Annotated in this window: 19 protein-coding genes; 14 read left to right on the forward strand and 5 right to left on the reverse strand. The window is 35.1% G+C overall.

Annotated features, from left to right (window positions below; genetic code table 11):
• Positions 1-13: 13 nt before the first annotated feature.
• From OCV99_RS00765 to OCV99_RS00780, 4 genes are all read left to right on the forward strand, one after another.
• Complete coding sequence (locus tag OCV99_RS00765) at positions 14-343, forward strand: winged helix-turn-helix domain-containing protein (protein ID WP_055056079.1); 330 nt, start codon at positions 14-16, stop codon at positions 341-343.
• Between the two features lie 187 nt (positions 344-530).
• The gene (locus OCV99_RS00770; RefSeq protein WP_055056078.1) at positions 531-1,142 is read left to right on the forward strand and encodes a hypothetical protein; all 612 of its coding nucleotides are present in this window, start codon (positions 531-533) and stop codon (positions 1,140-1,142) included.
• 315 nt (positions 1,143-1,457) lie between these two features.
• Complete coding sequence (locus OCV99_RS00775) at positions 1,458-1,637, forward strand: hypothetical protein (protein WP_055056077.1); 180 nt, start codon at positions 1,458-1,460, stop codon at positions 1,635-1,637.
• Positions 1,638-1,642: 5 nt separating this feature from the next.
• Positions 1,643-2,224, forward strand: coding sequence for a hypothetical protein (locus OCV99_RS00780; RefSeq protein ID WP_055056076.1), 582 nt, complete (start codon positions 1,643-1,645; stop codon positions 2,222-2,224).
• A gap of 228 nt (positions 2,225-2,452) precedes the next feature.
• Here OCV99_RS00780 and tnpC read toward each other — a convergent pair whose 3' ends face one another.
• The 3 genes from tnpC to tnpA all read right to left on the reverse strand — a co-directional run bounded on the left by tnpC (position 2,453) and on the right by tnpA (position 5,162).
• Positions 2,453-4,114: an IS66 family transposase gene (gene tnpC / locus OCV99_RS00785; RefSeq protein ID WP_055056075.1), complete on the reverse strand. Its 1,662-nt coding sequence runs from the start codon at positions 4,112-4,114 to the stop codon at positions 2,453-2,455.
• 311 nt (positions 4,115-4,425) lie between these two features.
• Complete coding sequence (gene tnpB / locus OCV99_RS00790; RefSeq protein WP_081019426.1) at positions 4,426-4,785, reverse strand: IS66 family insertion sequence element accessory protein TnpB; 360 nt, start codon at positions 4,783-4,785, stop codon at positions 4,426-4,428.
• Positions 4,779-5,162, reverse strand: a complete 384-nt coding sequence (tnpA, locus tag OCV99_RS00795) for an IS66 family insertion sequence element accessory protein TnpA (RefSeq protein ID WP_055056074.1) — start codon at positions 5,160-5,162, stop codon at positions 4,779-4,781. Before tnpA ends, tnpB begins: the two co-directional genes overlap by 7 nt.
• A 226-nt stretch (positions 5,163-5,388) precedes the next feature.
• On the opposite strand from tnpA, the gene OCV99_RS00800 reads away from it, so the two are divergent.
• The 10 genes from OCV99_RS00800 (at position 5,389) to OCV99_RS00845 (ending at position 14,057) form a co-directional block, all read left to right on the forward strand.
• Positions 5,389-5,517, forward strand: coding sequence for a hypothetical protein (locus OCV99_RS00800; protein ID WP_257465767.1), 129 nt, complete (start codon positions 5,389-5,391; stop codon positions 5,515-5,517).
• A gap of 58 nt (positions 5,518-5,575) precedes the next feature.
• On the forward strand, positions 5,576-5,713 hold the full coding sequence (locus OCV99_RS00805; protein ID WP_155512665.1) for a hypothetical protein: 138 nt from the start codon (positions 5,576-5,578) through the stop codon (positions 5,711-5,713).
• Between the two features lie 97 nt (positions 5,714-5,810).
• Positions 5,811-6,467, forward strand: a complete 657-nt coding sequence (locus OCV99_RS00810; protein ID WP_055056073.1) for a P-loop NTPase family protein — start codon at positions 5,811-5,813, stop codon at positions 6,465-6,467.
• Between the two features lie 14 nt (positions 6,468-6,481).
• The gene (locus tag OCV99_RS00815; protein WP_128865981.1) at positions 6,482-6,847 is read left to right on the forward strand and encodes a hypothetical protein; all 366 of its coding nucleotides are present in this window, start codon (positions 6,482-6,484) and stop codon (positions 6,845-6,847) included.
• A gap of 96 nt (positions 6,848-6,943) precedes the next feature.
• Positions 6,944-7,273, forward strand: coding sequence for a winged helix-turn-helix domain-containing protein (locus OCV99_RS00820; RefSeq protein ID WP_055056071.1), 330 nt, complete (start codon positions 6,944-6,946; stop codon positions 7,271-7,273).
• 59 nt (positions 7,274-7,332) lie between these two features.
• A complete protein-coding gene (locus OCV99_RS00825) occupies positions 7,333-7,830 on the forward strand; it encodes a hypothetical protein (protein ID WP_055056070.1) in 498 nt (165 codons plus the stop codon).
• 93 nt (positions 7,831-7,923) lie between these two features.
• A complete protein-coding gene (locus OCV99_RS18175) occupies positions 7,924-8,088 on the forward strand; it encodes a helix-turn-helix domain-containing protein (RefSeq protein ID WP_081019425.1) in 165 nt (54 codons plus the stop codon).
• Between the two features lie 354 nt (positions 8,089-8,442).
• Positions 8,443-8,646: a plantaricin C family lantibiotic gene (locus OCV99_RS00835; protein WP_055056069.1), complete on the forward strand. Its 204-nt coding sequence runs from the start codon at positions 8,443-8,445 to the stop codon at positions 8,644-8,646.
• Positions 8,647-8,746: 100 nt separating this feature from the next.
• Complete coding sequence (locus OCV99_RS00840; RefSeq protein WP_055056068.1) at positions 8,747-11,884, forward strand: type 2 lanthipeptide synthetase LanM family protein; 3,138 nt, start codon at positions 8,747-8,749, stop codon at positions 11,882-11,884.
• 70 nt (positions 11,885-11,954) lie between these two features.
• Positions 11,955-14,057, forward strand: coding sequence for a peptidase domain-containing ABC transporter (locus OCV99_RS00845; RefSeq protein ID WP_055056067.1), 2,103 nt, complete (start codon positions 11,955-11,957; stop codon positions 14,055-14,057).
• A gap of 39 nt (positions 14,058-14,096) precedes the next feature.
• On the opposite strand, the gene OCV99_RS00850 is transcribed toward OCV99_RS00845, so the two are convergent.
• On the reverse strand, positions 14,097-15,491 hold the full coding sequence (locus OCV99_RS00850; RefSeq protein ID WP_055056066.1) for a sensor histidine kinase: 1,395 nt from the start codon (positions 15,489-15,491) through the stop codon (positions 14,097-14,099).
• Positions 15,491-16,183, reverse strand: a complete 693-nt coding sequence (locus tag OCV99_RS00855) for a response regulator transcription factor (RefSeq protein ID WP_055056065.1) — start codon at positions 16,181-16,183, stop codon at positions 15,491-15,493. Before OCV99_RS00855 ends, OCV99_RS00850 begins: the two co-directional genes overlap by 1 nt.
• Between the last annotated feature and the right edge of the window lie 163 nt (positions 16,184-16,346).

Here is a 16,346-nt window from a genome sequence, read left to right on the forward strand (position 1 = left end):
GAGGTGAAAATGAATGCAAACCGTTTTTCCAGAATATAAATCTGAAATTGTATTAGGAAATGGTAAATTTCAACTTGATTCCATGTCATATACTGTTATTTATGAAGAAAAAGAAATCAGTTTAGCTCCCAGGGAATTTGAAGTTCTGTATCTTTTAGCACAAAGACCAAATTGGGTTATTCCAAAGAAGAATATCTATTGTTCGGTCTGGGGGAGTAATTATTATGATGATCAGATTCCGTACAAAACAGTGGAACACGTAGTATGGAAGATACGAAAAAAGATGGGGCATGATATTATAGAAACATTGATCAATGTAGGGTATAGACTAAAAAAGATGTAAAGGCAGGATAGTGTGAGTAAAAGTTTTTATATTCTGATTGAATTTTTGGAAGATACGCCATATAATATTGGCAACTACTAAGAAGGCGCGCACATACGTCATTTGACTAAATATCATGTTGTAACCAGAAATTAATATAAACCCTTACAGAACTTTTGTGGATAATCCAAAGAAAAGGAGGCTGCCTATGAACGTATATGAAGAAATAGATCAGGAAACAATGATGCTGCTTTTAAATTCTTTGTGTAAACGGACAGTGGAAGGAAAACAGATATGGGAAAATATGGAGTATAATCCTATTTCCTTTTTACAAAAAGATATTTATGAAAAAGAAGGTACCTGTATATCACAAATGTTTGAAGCAACGACAGTATTCAATGGTATTGAATATGAATTAGAGCTTTCAGAGTCAATCGAACTTCCGTCTGGCAAGGGAGATATTTTTGGAACCATTTCTTATGAAACAGAAGACGGAGAAGAGAATACGTATGATTTCTCTTTATTTTTTGATGTAGAGAAATATGATGATGCGAATGCGGAAGAATTGCAGGGTATTTTTGGAAACTCAATCATTGTACAGTTTACAGATGCAATGGTGGGAGTATTTGAAAATTCAGATGCGGTAGCGGAGGGATTTGCTTATGCAAGATACTTTCATCAAACAGGAATTGATCCGGAATGGGAAACCAATCCTCTTGTGAAATTGGGTGAGAAACTGATGCAAGAGCACACAATGTTGGATTTTCATAAAATAGTATTGGATACAGATTATAGAAAAAGTTTATGGAAACGACCATGAACCTTCTATAACAGGATACAAATTTTGGGGAAACCATTGATATTTCTTAGGATATCACATATAATATAGTTAAGCCAAAAGGTTTCGTGTAGCGGCACGTAAAAGCTGTACTGCGTCTAGGCAGGGTAAATATTGGGACTATTTTATACTCGAAAGAGTATTACGCCCACACCAGGGAGATACGGTGAGTCCGCACCGGGGACTGAATGATACCGGCGACATTTCAGACATTCGGAAGGGTGTCGCGGCTGACAGCCAGCATAAAACCGCTTTTTAGAACAAAGAGAATGATAAGAGAAGAGGAGGTGCTTTTATATGGCTACATCAAGTATTCTTACCAATGTTGTAATTGAAGATCCGAAAAAAGCAGAAGCATTTGTAGATGCACTTGAAAAGTCCAGTCAAGATCCAGTATGGAAACCTTCTGCACCGTCTATTCCAATATTAGATAGTGTAGAAGAATTACGCAGATTCCTGGGTAGGAAAAGGAACTAAGAGAGATGTATTATGCAGTTGTAAATATTTTAGATTATATAGAACTTATAGGAGAGGAGTCAGTGGTTGATGTCCTCTCCGGTTTTTCGTGTCCGAAGAATAAAGAAATAGAAAATTTTGTCCGGAATAATGCGGTAGAGTTCGCAAAACGGAAGATGTCCATTACTTATCTTTTGTTAGATGAGTATAGCAGGGTTTTGGCAATTTTTGCAATCACACATAAAGCAGTGCAAATCTGGGGAAAAAATCTTTCTTCTACGTTGCAAAAAAAGATACAGCGGTATGCACAAAAAAATGAGAAGACAGATGAATATGCTCTTTCTGCTTTTCTGATCGGTCAGTTTGGAAAAAATTATCAGCATAAAGACGCACCTGTTCCAGATGGCGGAAAGATGATGGAAGCGGTATTGACCATTCTTAAACATGTACAGCGTGAAATTGGCGGTGGCGTTGTGTACTTAGAGTGTGAGGAAAAGCCGGAGCTATTGAATTTCTATCAGAACGAGAAAAACAGATTCCGGAAATTCGGAGAACGTTTATCAGAAAAAGAAAATGTGAATTATATTCAGATGCTACGAATTTTATAAAAAAGAATAAGGATACATAAGGTGCAGGTGATTTCAAAATCTTGGGATCACCTGTTTTTGTATCAAGCACTAATATTCTCTAAAAGATGAAAACTCATATCAAATTATTTCTGACAGAACCAGAGTTTCACATGGTTTTCACTTCAATAGCACATCAATTTCAAAAGAAAATGTTATCTTTTAATCGTAAGCGATGAATAATCACCCGGTCACGACTTCCTGGGAACCTTAAATATTCAGGTTCCCACGTTCTTCAGGTCTTACTTTTTCGATATCTATGATCCCGGTACATCTTTCTTTTATAAAGTCACTCCATGGCAGCAGCTGTTTTATGCCTGCGGGCTCATTTTTATAGTCCGGCATATACAGCAGCAAGGTGTAGAGATAATGATAGATGTTCAGGTTATTGGCTTTCGCTGTTTCTATGAGACTCAATACAATGGCACTTGCCGTTGCTCCATCAGCAGTATCATGAAACAGAAAGTTTTTACGCCCCGTCACATAGGTTTTTGCCCGACGTTCCGCTGCATTATTAGAGATCTCGCATCTTCCATCCAGTAGATAATTCATAAGGGTCTCTTTATGATTAAAGGCATAGTTTACCGCTTTTTCAAGCTTACTCCCGCCAGCAGGCTCCAGGGTTTCCAACCATGTCCAGAATTCATTCCAGATGGCAGGTTCTGTTTCCTGGCGTTTCTGTTTTCGTTCTTCCTGTGGAAGTTCTTTGTAGAGACGTTCCATATAGAAAAGACGGTTACAGAATGCAACTCCTTTTTCGGCAGGGAGCAGGGAACTGTCTTCTGCAGTTCCCTGCGGAGGTTCTGCAAGTTCCTGTTCAGAATTAATGTCCAGAAGTTTCAGCTTTTTCTGACGTGCTTTTGGGACTGCTTCAAAGAACTTACGCCTGCAGTGGGCAAGACAGCAGACCAGGACAACATCTTCGATCCTGCCGTATGCACTATACCCATCACACTGGAGCATCCCAGTGAAACCATGGAGAAATTCTATCGGATAATCCCCGCTCCGTCCGGGTCTGTAATCATACAGGATGATCGGTGGTTTTCCATCAGTCCCGCTCAGGTAGATCCACATATAGGATTTTGAAGTGGCAGTTTTTCCCTCTTCATGAAGCACCTGACAGGGTACCTCGTCTGCATGGAGGATCTCTCTTGCCAGCAGTTCCTGATGCATTACTTCATAGACTGGAGAGAGATATTCCAATGAACAGTAATTGTACCAGTGCGCTGCAGTTTCTCTTGGGACAGGCACCCCTTTTTCCATCCAGTCTTTTGACTGACGGTAAAAGGGAAGGTGCAGAAAGCTTTTCTGGTACATGACCATTGCCACCATATCCGGCGATGCGGGACTATGGGCAAGAAGCGGTGTCGGTGTTTTTGCCTCTACGATCATTGTTTCATCCTCCTGCCGACATACAGGACACATAAGGGTTTCCTGCATGTAATGGACCCTTACCACTTTTGCCGGAGTGATACGCAGTTCTTCCCGGACAAACTTATACCCCAGGTGTTCCATCGGGGAACCACAGTCCGGACAGATCCTTTCTTCCGGGGGAACATCGCAGGAGATCTCTTTTATGGGAAGGGCCTCATACAGATCTGCACGAACAGACTTTTTTCTTCTGGTCCGTGTATGTTCTTTTACAACGGTCACCGTTTCTTCCTCCTGGATTCCTTCCTCCTGATCAGGACGCCTGGTCTTTTCGCTGGATGTTCCAAAGATCTTCCTTTTCAGTTCATCTATCGTCTCGTTCAGGTTCGCAATAGTGCTGCGGAGCTCTTTTATGGTAGCTCTGAGATCCACAATGGTCTGTTCCTGTTCTTTATTCGTGTTTAATAAAAGCTGGATCATATCTTCTGTATCATGAGGCATGGCATTTCCGTCCTTTGTTTTCTTATCCCTATTATAAAAGAAGTACGGGGATATGGCAAACAGACGGGACAGATGGTACTGTCAATCTGACGGTACCTCAGTTGTGGATATCTTTCCTAAAAAAATGAAAGATATGCCTGTATGCTCATTCTTTTAGGAAAGATATCCACCTGCTGTTTTAAAACAGATGTTTTTTTGAGTCTCATCCACATCGCATTCGAAAGGAAAAAAGAAAGCAGTGGATAAGTGTCTGGCGGCTGCCTGCTGTCACGGATATAGAAAATTTAAAATTCTCTGTTTTGCACAAAGGATCAGAAATCTTTTTTTCTGCCTGTGCCTTTGATTGCTTTGGGCTGATCGATGGAAAGACCTTCCATAAGCCACCGGAATTCCTGACGCGTCAAAAGACGGGCTTCCGAAGCATTCCGCGGCCACTGGAACCTGCCGTTTCCGTCAAGCCTTTTCTGGAGCAGCACAAAACCATCCTTATCAAAATGGAGTGCCTTAAGTTTACGGCTATCCCTTCCACAGAAAAGATAAACTGCATTTGCATACGGATCGAGTTCATAAGTATCGCGTATGATAGCCATAAGCCCGTCGAAACTTTTTCGCATATCTGTACGTCCGGTGATAACGAAGATCTTAGACACACCGGACAGATCACCTAACATAAATCCTGCAGCGCTGATAACGTATGAAATATGGTCTCACGGTCTGCTGCGTTGGTGATCTCAATCTGGAAACTGTGATAAGTGATCTTTATAACAGAGTCTGGAATGGTATCCGTTTTGAGCTGCACTGAGGATGGGCAGACTGCCGGTTCCTCAAAAGAAAGCGGTACAACTTCCTGTTTTCCTGAAAAAGAAGAATGGACTGGTTCCGGTATCTCACAGGCTTTTTGTCGAAGTCTTCGTATCTGGTAATAAAAGTTGCTTGTATGGATATGATGTTCCTGACACCAGCATTTATCAGAAAGACCACTGGACCGGCATTCCTGGATCAGATCCAACCATTCTTTATCTGTACGTCTTGGATTTTTTTTAGGCATAAAAATTCAACTCCTGTTTTTTATTTGGAGTGAGATTAGCACAGGTACCAGAAGAACTGAAGTGAAATGGTCCTAAGTGCAAAAAACTGGAAAAGTTATAGAGATACCACTCCTTAGAGGGATTATCTCATAAATTTTGGATACTGAAAAACCGGTGGATTATTCATCGCTTACTTTTAATCCATAGGAAGTTCCTATAAAACGCTTGTAGAAAGGAGGATGTGACATGTTTGAACCATTATCAATGTTAAACGGAACATCATTAGACGAGGCTATGTTGACAGACTTTGTCCCTGCGGCAAGTGCGGGAGGCGCAATTTTAAGTATTATTGTAATTGCGATTGTTCCTATGTAGTTTTGGACAGGGCGGTGGGCAGGTATCTGCCCATCGCTTTGTAGAAAAGGAGGTTATTATGAAGGAATTAGAAAAAGTAGTACAGGAAGAAATGTTTGAAATCGAAGTACAGTACTGTGATCCTGATGATTGTTTACAAGATTGTATGGAGAGTGGATACAATAACTGTACAGCAGTAGTAACTGGTTGGTGGTAAAACTTGCAAATGCAGGCAAAGGCAGTTTAGAAAAAGGCACTAGGTAAGAATAAAATTTTCTGTTATCTAGTGCCTTTTAATGTGAGGGAGAGAAACTATGTATCCACTTCTAGTTGAAAATATGACAGACGAGGAAGCCTATATACAAAATTTAAACATTGAGGTAAATTCCAAAGAAGTTTGCTTTTTTATGTGTGGGGAAAATTTTGGACGGATACTTTTTGAAATCTTTTGCGGATATAGAAAACCGAAAACAGATGAGATATTTGTATGTAATAAAGACTGGCTTGATTTGGACGAAAATAGTCGTTCTCTTTTAAACAGGCGCTTGTTTGGGATAGCGGCAGAAGAGTTTCCGCTGATTGAATTTATGACGATTGAAGAAAATATTTCTATGCCAAGTCTGTTAGACGGAGATAAAACCAATATAGAGGAATTGGTTAAGGCTTTTGACATAGGGTACTTATTACAAAAATATCCTTCGGATCTTAATCATAGAGAAGAAATGAGATGTATCTGTGCGCGTGCCTTTTCCGGAGGCAGGAAGGTTGTTGTGATATTCGATTTATTCAAAAGAATGCAAGAGCAGAGCAAGGCAGAACTTGCAATACTTACTTATCATGCAGCAAAAAGTTTGGGAATATCTGCTCTTTACATAAGTGAAGATTTAGACGAAAATTATGGCGCTTATGATTTTATATACAAATACCGACCGGAGAAAAAGGAATTTTCTATTATTGATTTTCGTGCATGAATGGAGCTGTAGAAATGGAACGTGATAGAGAATGTAGACTGCTGTTAAATGATTTGAACGATATTCTTTCTGAACAATGTTTGGAACAAAGAGTTAGGTGCAGGTATTTGAATGATCCGGTGCAAGAGTTGGCAGAGTGTATCAATCAACTGCTGGATATTTGTGAGAGGGCAGTAACAATGACACTGGATATAGAAAATGATTATCGTACTATGCGGGCGGAACTGCAGAGCAATATCCGAAATCCGCTAAGCTGCATAAAAACAAGTTGCTTTCTAATCAATTCACTTGCAGAAAAAAATATCCAGTCTGAAAAGCTCCAAGAGTATCTTCAAATTATAGAAAAAGCAGCGGAGGATATAGAGAGTGCATTAAAATAACTGATAATTGAAGAAGTGCTGGGCGAGGAGTTTTCGTCCAGTATTTCTTTCTGGAATGAGAAAAGTTGAATTTACAAATCAAGAGGAGACATACACATGAAGTATGTTTTTCCAGAATATAAAGAGAATGTAGTGTTGGGCAACGGGAAATTACAGTTAAATCCAATGTCCTATCAGGTTATCTACGAAGGAAAGGAGATAGACCTGACACCCAGGGAATTTGAAGTTTTATATCTACTGGCTTTAAAGCCAAACTGGGTAATGCCAAAGACAACTATTTATCATTCTGTATGGGGTATTCATTATCATGATGATCAGATACCATACAGAACAGTAGAATATGTGATATGGAAGATAAGAAAAAAGATGGGACATGATATTATCGAAACGTTGGTCAATGTGGGGTATCGGTTGAAAAAGTTATAGTTTTTGGGAGATATAATTGAGATGAAATAGTATGTTATTATTAATGGAGGATTTATTACATGAACGGAAATAAGAAAAGTGCAAAACAGTATCACCAATCTGTAATTACTGCTTTAGAGAAAAAAGTAAATGACATGAAAGATTCCGCTTATTCAGGATTGTATAGTGAAATAGCATTTATCATTGGAATAGCAGTTATCATGATAGATACCTTTTTTCCACCAGAGGAAACGAAAGTTAATTGTGTATGGAAAATAATACTGATAGCTGTATCTATAGTCTGTATGCTTTATTTCGCCAAAAAAGTGAAAACAGTGAATGAAGTGGAAGAAGAGAAAAAGTTTTGGCCGAACTTTTTTATTCAATGGGCAACAAGTTTAGGATATATAAACATGCCTGTAGCTGTGATAGCTATTTTGGTAACCTTTGATAAGGGCAAAGCATGGACATTATTTATGATGGGGGTTGCTGTAATTCTGACAGGTTTAACTTTAATAGAAGCACTTGTAAAAACTTCTAAAATTTTAAAAAAAGAAAATGTTGGTAAGCGGAAATAAGATTGATTAAAAAAATTGAGGTAAAAGGTAGACGGTGTATTTGATATTATTTACATCTTTTTGTTGAAATTTGATAATCATTTTTGGTGATGAATATTACATCATTATTATTCCAATCTGCTGGAAAATACAGATAAAAGGATTATGGATATTTATCTTGAATTCGGATTTGAAAGCCAAAGGACGTTTAACCAGGCGTTTCAGCAGAAGTATGGGAGGACACCTAGCAAATATCGAAAAATATGGTGGGATAATTGAATATTATGAGAGTTGCAGAGAATATATAGGGAAATATTATTTGCGGTTTGAAAGAATTTGGAGCGGATATGCGATTTAGCGCATATCCGCTTTTGACATTGTAGAAAAGATTTTTGTTTTGAACGGTTACGTTGGTAGACAGTAATATTTTTATATGGAAGATGTGAAAAAATAAAACTATTAATATTCTAACAAAAATTACATAGACAGTCGATTTTATTACATGAATAAAATTTCAAGAAATAAAAGGTGTATTATCTAAAATGTAAGGAACAGAAGAAAATAATTCAACCATTTCAATTTAGAATTAGTATCTGTACTGTACAAAATTGATTTATGAAAGGAGAAATAATTATGAGTGAAATGAGAAATCCTATTACAAGAGAAGAAAACTTTAGCAATCCAGCTGGTAACGTTATGATGGAGCTGCAGGAAGCAGATTTAAACAAATTTGTAGCAGGAGCTGGTGAAACCAGAAATTCCGGCGGAGTTTTATGTACAAGTACAGCAGAATGCTATTTTGGTACTTTGCTGAAACCTTGCTGCCCTAAGAAATAAACACAGGTGTTGATAAAGAGGGTAAGCGTTAATTGAAGTTTGTGCAGTACAGATACGAATTGTGAGTTGAAATGGAAAGCAGAATGGGGTGTTTAAGAACATGAATACTGAGAGAGCATCATATTTTACAGAAAGAAGTTATACAACATCAGAAGCAGAAAATAAAAAAGATATATTTGAATATTGGAAAAAGATTTTAGGAGAAGATACATTAAGAGTTGCTGAGAAATGTTATGGTATTGATTTAGTAAAAGTTTTAAATTCTGAAAATTATGTATGTGAAAACAATCACGTGATGTCAGAAATGGAAAAGGTAAAAATAGAATTATTTGAAAAACCAATCAATTATAACTATTCCGGATTCAAAGGAGAAAAATTGGCATTTGATAATTTTTTTATACCTTTAATCAATTACGGAATAGACATATTAAAAAATGGAACAAGTCTTTTTTTGACGGATTCTATTATAGATACATACGCAAATACCTTATTAGAGAGATTAGGGAAGATCAGTCTTGGAATATTAATGTTTGAAATGTATCTTTGTAAGAAGACGGGAAAACTGAATGGAAGAAATTCAGAGGAAGAATACGATTATTATAATAATAATTTTTTAAGTAAGAAATCGTATAAACAGGAGATTTTCAATATATATCCATGTTTACTACGTTCAGTTACAGAAACCGTAGAAAACTTATCTTCTTATTATGTACTTTTATTAGAAAGACTTAATAAAGATAAAAATGAAATTGCGAATAAATTTTGTGGAGGTTTAGAATTTAAAAATGTAGTTGAAATAAGTTCTAATATCTCGGATTCTCATAAAAAAGGGAATAGGGTAAGTATTCTTAAGTTGGATAATGGCACTAAAATTGTGTATAAACCACGTTCATTAAAAATTGAAAAAGTGTATTTCGATTTTCTGGGAAAGATAAATGCTGGTTGTAAATATGAGATGTATGAACCAAAAATATTAGATTGTCAGGAGTATGGTTGGGAGGAATTTGTATATTATAAAAGTTGTAAAACAGAGGATGAAATCAGACGGTATTTTTATAGATTTGGAATATTGATTTTCGGTAGTTATATTCTTAATACAAATGATTTACATGAAGAAAATGTGATTGCCGCAGGAGAATATCCAATTATTATAGATGCAGAAACTATACTAGACAACCGTAGAAGAGGGAGAACAAATTCTGCAAAGGAGGAAATAAATTATATCCTTCATGAGTCAGTATTATACTCAGGTTTATTGCCACACTATAGGTTTTCAAATTTGGGCCAAGGCGTAGATATGAGTGCAATTAAAGGTAGTGAGGGAAAGGAATATCCTATAGTTATTCCTAAAATAGCGGATTTATGTACTTCAAATATGAGATTTGTATATGAACATCCTACAACTGGAGTAAATCAAAATCTTGTTAAATTAGATGGAGAAAATGTATCAGCATTTCATTATCTAAAAGAAATAAATGCAGGATTTGAAGATGCGTATAAATATGTTTTGGAGAACAAAGAAAAGTTTCTTGAATATGCCGACATGTTTGGTAATTTAAATATTCGCCATTTAGTTCAGGATACCCAAAGATATTCTATGTTATTACACACATCTTTTCATCCGGATTTTATGCAAGATGGAAGAGATAGACAAATGTTTTTGTGTAGTTTATTTAAACAGTATGAAGCTACACAAGGAGATAAAGGTGTTGTGAAATGTGAGATAAAAGACATGTTAAACATGGACATTCCATATTTTTATCTCAATACATCAGGTAAATCTCTTTTCGGATCAGAAGGTGAGAAAATCGAAGACTATTTTGAATATACCAGTTTGGAACACTTAAAGAAAAAGATAGTATTGTTAGATGAAGATGATTTAAAAAGGCAATTAATGTTCATGAATATTATTCTGACAGAGATAAACGAATTTCAGGTTGAGGATAAAAAGATAGAGCTTCAACAAATGAAAATGATTCCGCACAGAGAAAAAAATAAGGCTCATCTGTTAAAAGCTGTTCAGAAATTGGCTGATTCTCTTATAAAAACTGCTGTTTTTAATAAAGATAGAACAGAAGTTAATTGGATTGGTGTTACTCTAATAGGAAATGAAGATGACTGCTCATGGGATATAAGACCACTTGGTACCTATTTATATGAAGGAATGTCTGGGCTAGCAATTTTCTTTAACGCATTGTATGCTGTTGATCCCCAAAAGGAGTACCTTATTATATGCAATGCGATTGAAAAGGAATTATTTACATACACAGATGAGATGTGTGAACGAAATGAGGGAATAGAAAATGAAAGCAGTGGCGCCTTTGGTGGAGAAGCGTCTATAATGTACACTTATGAGGTACTGTATAAAATTACAAATAAAGAAAAATATTTGGATTATGCAAAAAAGCACTATAAAATATTAAAGAAAGCGATTACCAGAGATAACAGTTTTGATCTGGTCTATGGTAATGCAGGCGCAGTTATTACATTGATCAATATGTATCAGCTAACTGGAAATAAAGAGTATATCGCTTCGGCAGAAATAGCAGGAGATATAATAGTAAATGCTCAGGAAAAGGAAGGCTCTATTAAAGGCGGATGGAATGGAGATGGAAGAACTTCGCCGTTAGCGGGATTTTCACATGGAGCATCTGGAATAGTTTTAGCACTGGCAAAACTATGGCAGGTAACTCAGAAAGAGGAGTATTTATTATCACTGCTCGATGGCATTAAATTTGAAAATTCTTTATTTGTGAAAGAAAAAGGAAATTGGAAAGACGAAAGGGTATATGCAGGAGAAAAAGCATCTGATGGAGGAAGTTTTACCGTTGCTTGGTGTCATGGCGCTGCAGGCATATTGCTTAGCCGATCTAAAGTAAATGTCATATTGAATGGGCGGTATTCGGATTTGATAGAAAATGATATAAAAGTAGCAGTGAATACAATATTAAAAGAGGGAATTTTAGGAAACAATTGTCTATGTCATGGTAATTTAGGTAATACAGAAATTTTATTTGAATATTTAAAAGACCATTCAGATAAAAAGATAGAAAAATATTATGTAGATATTCGTGATATTATTGCTGAGAATGTATGTAATGGTGTATTTGATTGCGATAATGCGTATCTATATGGATATAAATTGCAAGGATTTATGACAGGACTATGTGGCATGGGATATTCTTTGCTGCGAGATATAAAAAAGGATTTACCTTGTGTAATTGCTCTGGAAGTCTAAAATGATAGTATTGGAAATAATAGAATTTATTATTTCCAATACTAATTTATTATACTAGGGAGGTGTATTTATGCACAAAAAAAGTGTGCCATTGATTCGCCAGATGGGGACAACAGACTGTGGTATAGCAGCATTGACAATGATCTTCCAATATTATAAATATAAGATAGATATTAGTGAATTAAAAGCTACAACAAGTATTGGAAGAAATGGTATGTCTTTAGCAAAAATGAAAGAAATTACGGAAGAACATAATTTTTCATTCAAGGCGTATGGAAACTACGAAACCGAAGAAAATTTGATAAAATGTTTACCGATTATCATGTGTTCAAAAGAAAATCATTATGTTGTAGTTGCGGAGAAAAAATATGGGAAATATATACTTTTAGATCCTTTAAAAGGAAAAGAAAAGGTTGATTATTCATATATTAAAAAGAATTTTTTAGATGTACTTGTATGTGTTCGACCAACAGAAAAGAATTATAAACGTGAGAAACGTGAGTCTTTTCTTATACCTATAAATAAAAGCAAATTATTTCTGGCAAGTATTCTAACGTTGGTTACACAGGGAATTATATTGATTCCACCGCTCATTATAAAAAAAATAGTCAATGAAATAACGTATGATACATTAGGCTTCAATTTTGTAAAATATGCGTTACTGATATTATCAGTGGCATTAAGTTATTTACTTGCAAATTTAGCTAAAAAAAGGGTAATACTTATTTTACAGAATAATATATACAAAGATACTATATTTTTAATGCTGAATAAAATATTTGATATTGATTTAAGTTATTTTGAAAGCCATTCATCAGGAGATATTGAAAATCGCTTTAATAGTGTCAGTGATATATACGAATTTATATCAACAGCTCTAATTTCAACAGTGATAGATGTGGTTACTGCTGTTTTTTGCGGAATAATGATGATAACACAGTCAATACCATTGTTTGCAGTTATAATAGTAATGACTGTTATACAGATAACAATAGTAATGATTTTAAATCAAAAAGCTAGAATAAAGGTTAAAAATTATATTGCAGATCAGAGTGCATTACAGGCACGAATGGTAGAAACTTTGACTAATATCCAGCAAATAAGGTGCATGAGAATAGAGAATATGCTGAGTGATAGTCTGAAACAGGATTATAAGCATTTAATTAAGAGATTACGTGAGCGTGTACAAATAAGTGATATTATGGAGTCGGTGGTGGGGGCTTTTTCAATAGCTTCTTCATTGATACTTTACGTTATAGGAGGATACTTGGTTTGTGATAATAGGTTGGAATTAGGAACGTTAATAGCCTTTGTCACACTTGCCGGATATTTTACAGGTCCATTTCAAACTCTATCTTTGGTGGTACCTCAAATTAATGTTTTAAAGGAAACAATGATTCGTTTAAAAGAGTTAATGAATTATAAATCTAACCGTAAAAATGGTACTCAGCATATTAATTCATTTGAGTCTATGGAAATGCAGCAAGTAACATTTTCTTACTATGGAAGCACGAAGCCAGATGTAGAGAATGTTAGTATGATGCTAAAAAAGGGGGAGAAGATAGCATTTGTAGGAAGTTCAGGAAGTGGAAAGACTACAATTACAAAATTATTATTGAACGTCTTTTCTCATTATCAAGGACAAATTTTAGTAAACGGGGAAGATATAAAACAAATATGCAAAGAGGATATAGATCGGATATTTGCCATAGTTACTCAGGTTCCAATGGCAATGAATGGAACAATTAGAGAAAACGTGGATATTACAAATACGTTGACAGATGAGGAAATATATCATTATTTAGATTTAGTAGAACTGAAAGATGATATAGAAAAATTCCCATTGGGACTTAATACATTTGTGGGAGAAAATGGACAGAACATTTCAGGAGGACAAAAACAGCGTATTGCTATAGCAAGAGCATTGGCACTGAAACCGGAAGTTATTATTTTTGATGAAGCCACAAGCAACTTAGATCCTCTTACAGAACGAAGAATATGTAATAATTTGAAACAACTACATATTACCCAGATTGTAGTTACACATAGACTGAATGCCATACAAGATGCTGATACAATATACGTAGTTGAAAAAGGAAAAATAATTGAATCCGGAACACATGTGGAACTACTTCAGTTAAAGGGAGCATATTATGATAGTGTAAATAATTAAGAACAGGTGAAAGTCAGATAATGGCTTTCACCTGTTCTTTTAAGAGATCTTTTCTTCATACGGATCAATATGTTCAATAGGTATCTCTAATATGACCTTTAAGCCATGAGGAAGTATATTTTCATATTTGATATTTCCGTTATGGGCGGTTAATATTTGGTAAACCAATTTTAGACCAAATCCATGAACAGACTCCCCATTTGAATTGTACATATTATTAGGAAAAATACCACTATTCATTTTTTCTATTTGTGTAGAAGTCATACCGCCACCATTATCAATGACGGAAATAATACAGGTATCATTTTCTTTTAAAATTTCAACTGTTATTTCACAACCATGAGGATTATGATTAATACAATTTTGAATTAGATTGCTTAGCATTCTTGAAAAAAGTTCCGTATCTCCTTTGATCAATACTGGAATCATATCAGATGATGAATGAAAATCAAAAGAATATTTGTTGTCTATTGGTCCATTCATAAAGCCAATGATTACTTGGCGGGCAATCTCCACAGGAGAAAAACTGGTTTTTATTAAAGGCTGCATAGAGTATTCTAGTCTTGAAGTTAAATTTAAATCTGCGATTAGGCTACGGAGTTTTTCGCTTTGTTTACGAATTATACTTGCTTGTAGTTGTACAGGTTGCGAAGCATCTTCATTTTTTTCGATTTCAGAAGCATATCCCAAAATAATAGAAAGAGGTGTCCGGACATCATGCGAAACACCATTAATCCATTCGGCACGCGCCTGTTCTTTTTGTAGAAGATGTTTTCCAGCCTTATTTAGTTCAGCATTTATACTTGAAAGTTCACCTGTTTCTGAAAGGGTAATGGGTTTTCCCTGAGCAATAGAGTCAATACCGTCAATGATTGGCACTATAGATTTTTCTATTTTATGTGTATTACGCCAGAATAATATAAATATCAGTAATATATTAAAACAAATCATTAAAAAGATACCGACTATTAGGCTGTGAATATAATTAATATCTATTGAAAAATTGTATTTTGTTATACTATTAGGTTCGCACCCGATAACCAATAAGCCGGCAGAATGTTCTTGGATAAAAACAGGATATTCTTGTAAGTACCACCGACTAAACTTGGCTATTTGTAAATTTGAATAGGTTCTTGGCAATTCTTCGGGTAAAAATTTTTCCCAAATGACATTTCCTTGTTCGTTTAAAATCATCGCCCAGGCACTTTTATTTTTTAGAATATTTTCTATATAATCAGTAGAAGAAATTGTTCCATCTACATTGAGCGTGATATTTTTGCTAATGGTTTGGACGGGTATATCTGGATCAGTAGAATTATTCCATGCCATGAGTAAAGTCCCACATATTAAAATAATATTTAGTACAAAAAATAAAATCAATATAATAAGGGTGGAAAGAAGATATTTTTTAAAAAAACGCTTGGCAAGCTTCATTATTTTACTCCTTTCACTAGCAATTTATACCCTAGCCCCTTAACTGTTAGCAGTGAAACAGGAGAAGAAGGATTTTTTTCGATTTTTTCTCGAAGATGCCGAATGTGTGTCATGAGGGTAGTTTCATACCCTTGCCACATTTCACCACAAGCAGTTTGGCAAAGAGTTCCTATTGTTACAATGTGATTGGCATTATCTACAAGTTTTAATAATATATTGTATTCTTTAGCAGTCAAAGGAATAATTTTATTTTCACGATGTATTTCTGCCTTATCAATATCTATAAAAGAATTTTCTAATTCTATAATTCGTTTCTCTGTAGGATAACTTCTTTTTAAAATAGCTTGAACACGTAACAATAGTTCTTTAGGCAAAAATGGTTTGATTAAATAATCATCTGCTCCCAATTCAAAACCAGAAAAACGATCTTCGGCTGCATCTTTGGCGGTCAGCATAAGAACCGGAAGTTTACTGAGGGCTCTGATTTCTTGCAATACCTCAAATCCGTCCATACCAGGTAACATAACATCAAGAATAACCATGTCAGGTAGAGTTTCTCTTATTATTTGTAAAGCCATTTCTCCAGATGTTGCGGTCATTATTTTTGTATAGCCTGCTCTTTCAAAGATTGTTTTAATAAGGGTGAGTAGTTCTTGTTCATCATCAACGATAAGTATAAATTTATCATACATATATTTTTATCTCCTAAAATTTTATAGTTTAAATTATTATACATCTTGTGGAAAAAGAAGTATAGAGAAAGAGGAAAATCTCAAGGTTACCTCAAGGTTACTTCAAGGAAATCTCAATGTAGTTGGTATATAATTACAGTATAAAAAAAGGAGGTATAAAAAA

The sequence above is a fragment of the Dorea acetigenes genome (genome assembly GCF_025567385.1).
GTDB lineage: Bacteria > Bacillota > Clostridia > Lachnospirales > Lachnospiraceae > Claveliimonas > Claveliimonas acetigenes.

What these genes read in the sequence shown, in the direction of transcription:
- OCV99_RS00765 (WP_055056079.1), top strand. Translation starts at nt 14, where the DNA reads ATGCAAACCGTTTTTCCAGAATATAAATCTGAAATTGTATTAGGAAAT.
- OCV99_RS00770 (WP_055056078.1), top strand. Translation starts at nt 531, where the DNA reads ATGAACGTATATGAAGAAATAGATCAGGAAACAATGATGCTGCTTTTA.
- OCV99_RS00775 (WP_055056077.1), top strand. Translation starts at nt 1,458, where the DNA reads ATGGCTACATCAAGTATTCTTACCAATGTTGTAATTGAAGATCCGAAA.
- OCV99_RS00780 (WP_055056076.1), top strand. Translation starts at nt 1,643, where the DNA reads ATGTATTATGCAGTTGTAAATATTTTAGATTATATAGAACTTATAGGA.
- tnpC (WP_055056075.1), bottom strand. Translation starts at nt 4,114, where the DNA reads ATGCCTCATGATACAGAAGATATGATCCAGCTTTTATTAAACACGAAT.
- tnpB (WP_081019426.1), bottom strand. Translation starts at nt 4,785, where the DNA reads ATGTTAGGTGATCTGTCCGGTGTGTCTAAGATCTTCGTTATCACCGGA.
- tnpA (WP_055056074.1), bottom strand. Translation starts at nt 5,162, where the DNA reads ATGCCTAAAAAAAATCCAAGACGTACAGATAAAGAATGGTTGGATCTG.
- OCV99_RS00800 (WP_257465767.1), top strand. Translation starts at nt 5,389, where the DNA reads ATGTTTGAACCATTATCAATGTTAAACGGAACATCATTAGACGAGGCT.
- OCV99_RS00805 (WP_155512665.1), top strand. Translation starts at nt 5,576, where the DNA reads ATGAAGGAATTAGAAAAAGTAGTACAGGAAGAAATGTTTGAAATCGAA.
- OCV99_RS00810 (WP_055056073.1), top strand. Translation starts at nt 5,811, where the DNA reads ATGTATCCACTTCTAGTTGAAAATATGACAGACGAGGAAGCCTATATA.
- OCV99_RS00815 (WP_128865981.1), top strand. Translation starts at nt 6,482, where the DNA reads ATGGAACGTGATAGAGAATGTAGACTGCTGTTAAATGATTTGAACGAT.
- OCV99_RS00820 (WP_055056071.1), top strand. Translation starts at nt 6,944, where the DNA reads ATGAAGTATGTTTTTCCAGAATATAAAGAGAATGTAGTGTTGGGCAAC.
- OCV99_RS00825 (WP_055056070.1), top strand. Translation starts at nt 7,333, where the DNA reads ATGAACGGAAATAAGAAAAGTGCAAAACAGTATCACCAATCTGTAATT.
- OCV99_RS00835 (WP_055056069.1), top strand. Translation starts at nt 8,443, where the DNA reads ATGAGTGAAATGAGAAATCCTATTACAAGAGAAGAAAACTTTAGCAAT.
- OCV99_RS00840 (WP_055056068.1), top strand. Translation starts at nt 8,747, where the DNA reads ATGAATACTGAGAGAGCATCATATTTTACAGAAAGAAGTTATACAACA.
- OCV99_RS00845 (WP_055056067.1), top strand. Translation starts at nt 11,955, where the DNA reads ATGCACAAAAAAAGTGTGCCATTGATTCGCCAGATGGGGACAACAGAC.
- OCV99_RS00850 (WP_055056066.1), bottom strand. Translation starts at nt 15,491, where the DNA reads ATGAAGCTTGCCAAGCGTTTTTTTAAAAAATATCTTCTTTCCACCCTT.
- OCV99_RS00855 (WP_055056065.1), bottom strand. Translation starts at nt 16,183, where the DNA reads ATGTATGATAAATTTATACTTATCGTTGATGATGAACAAGAACTACTC.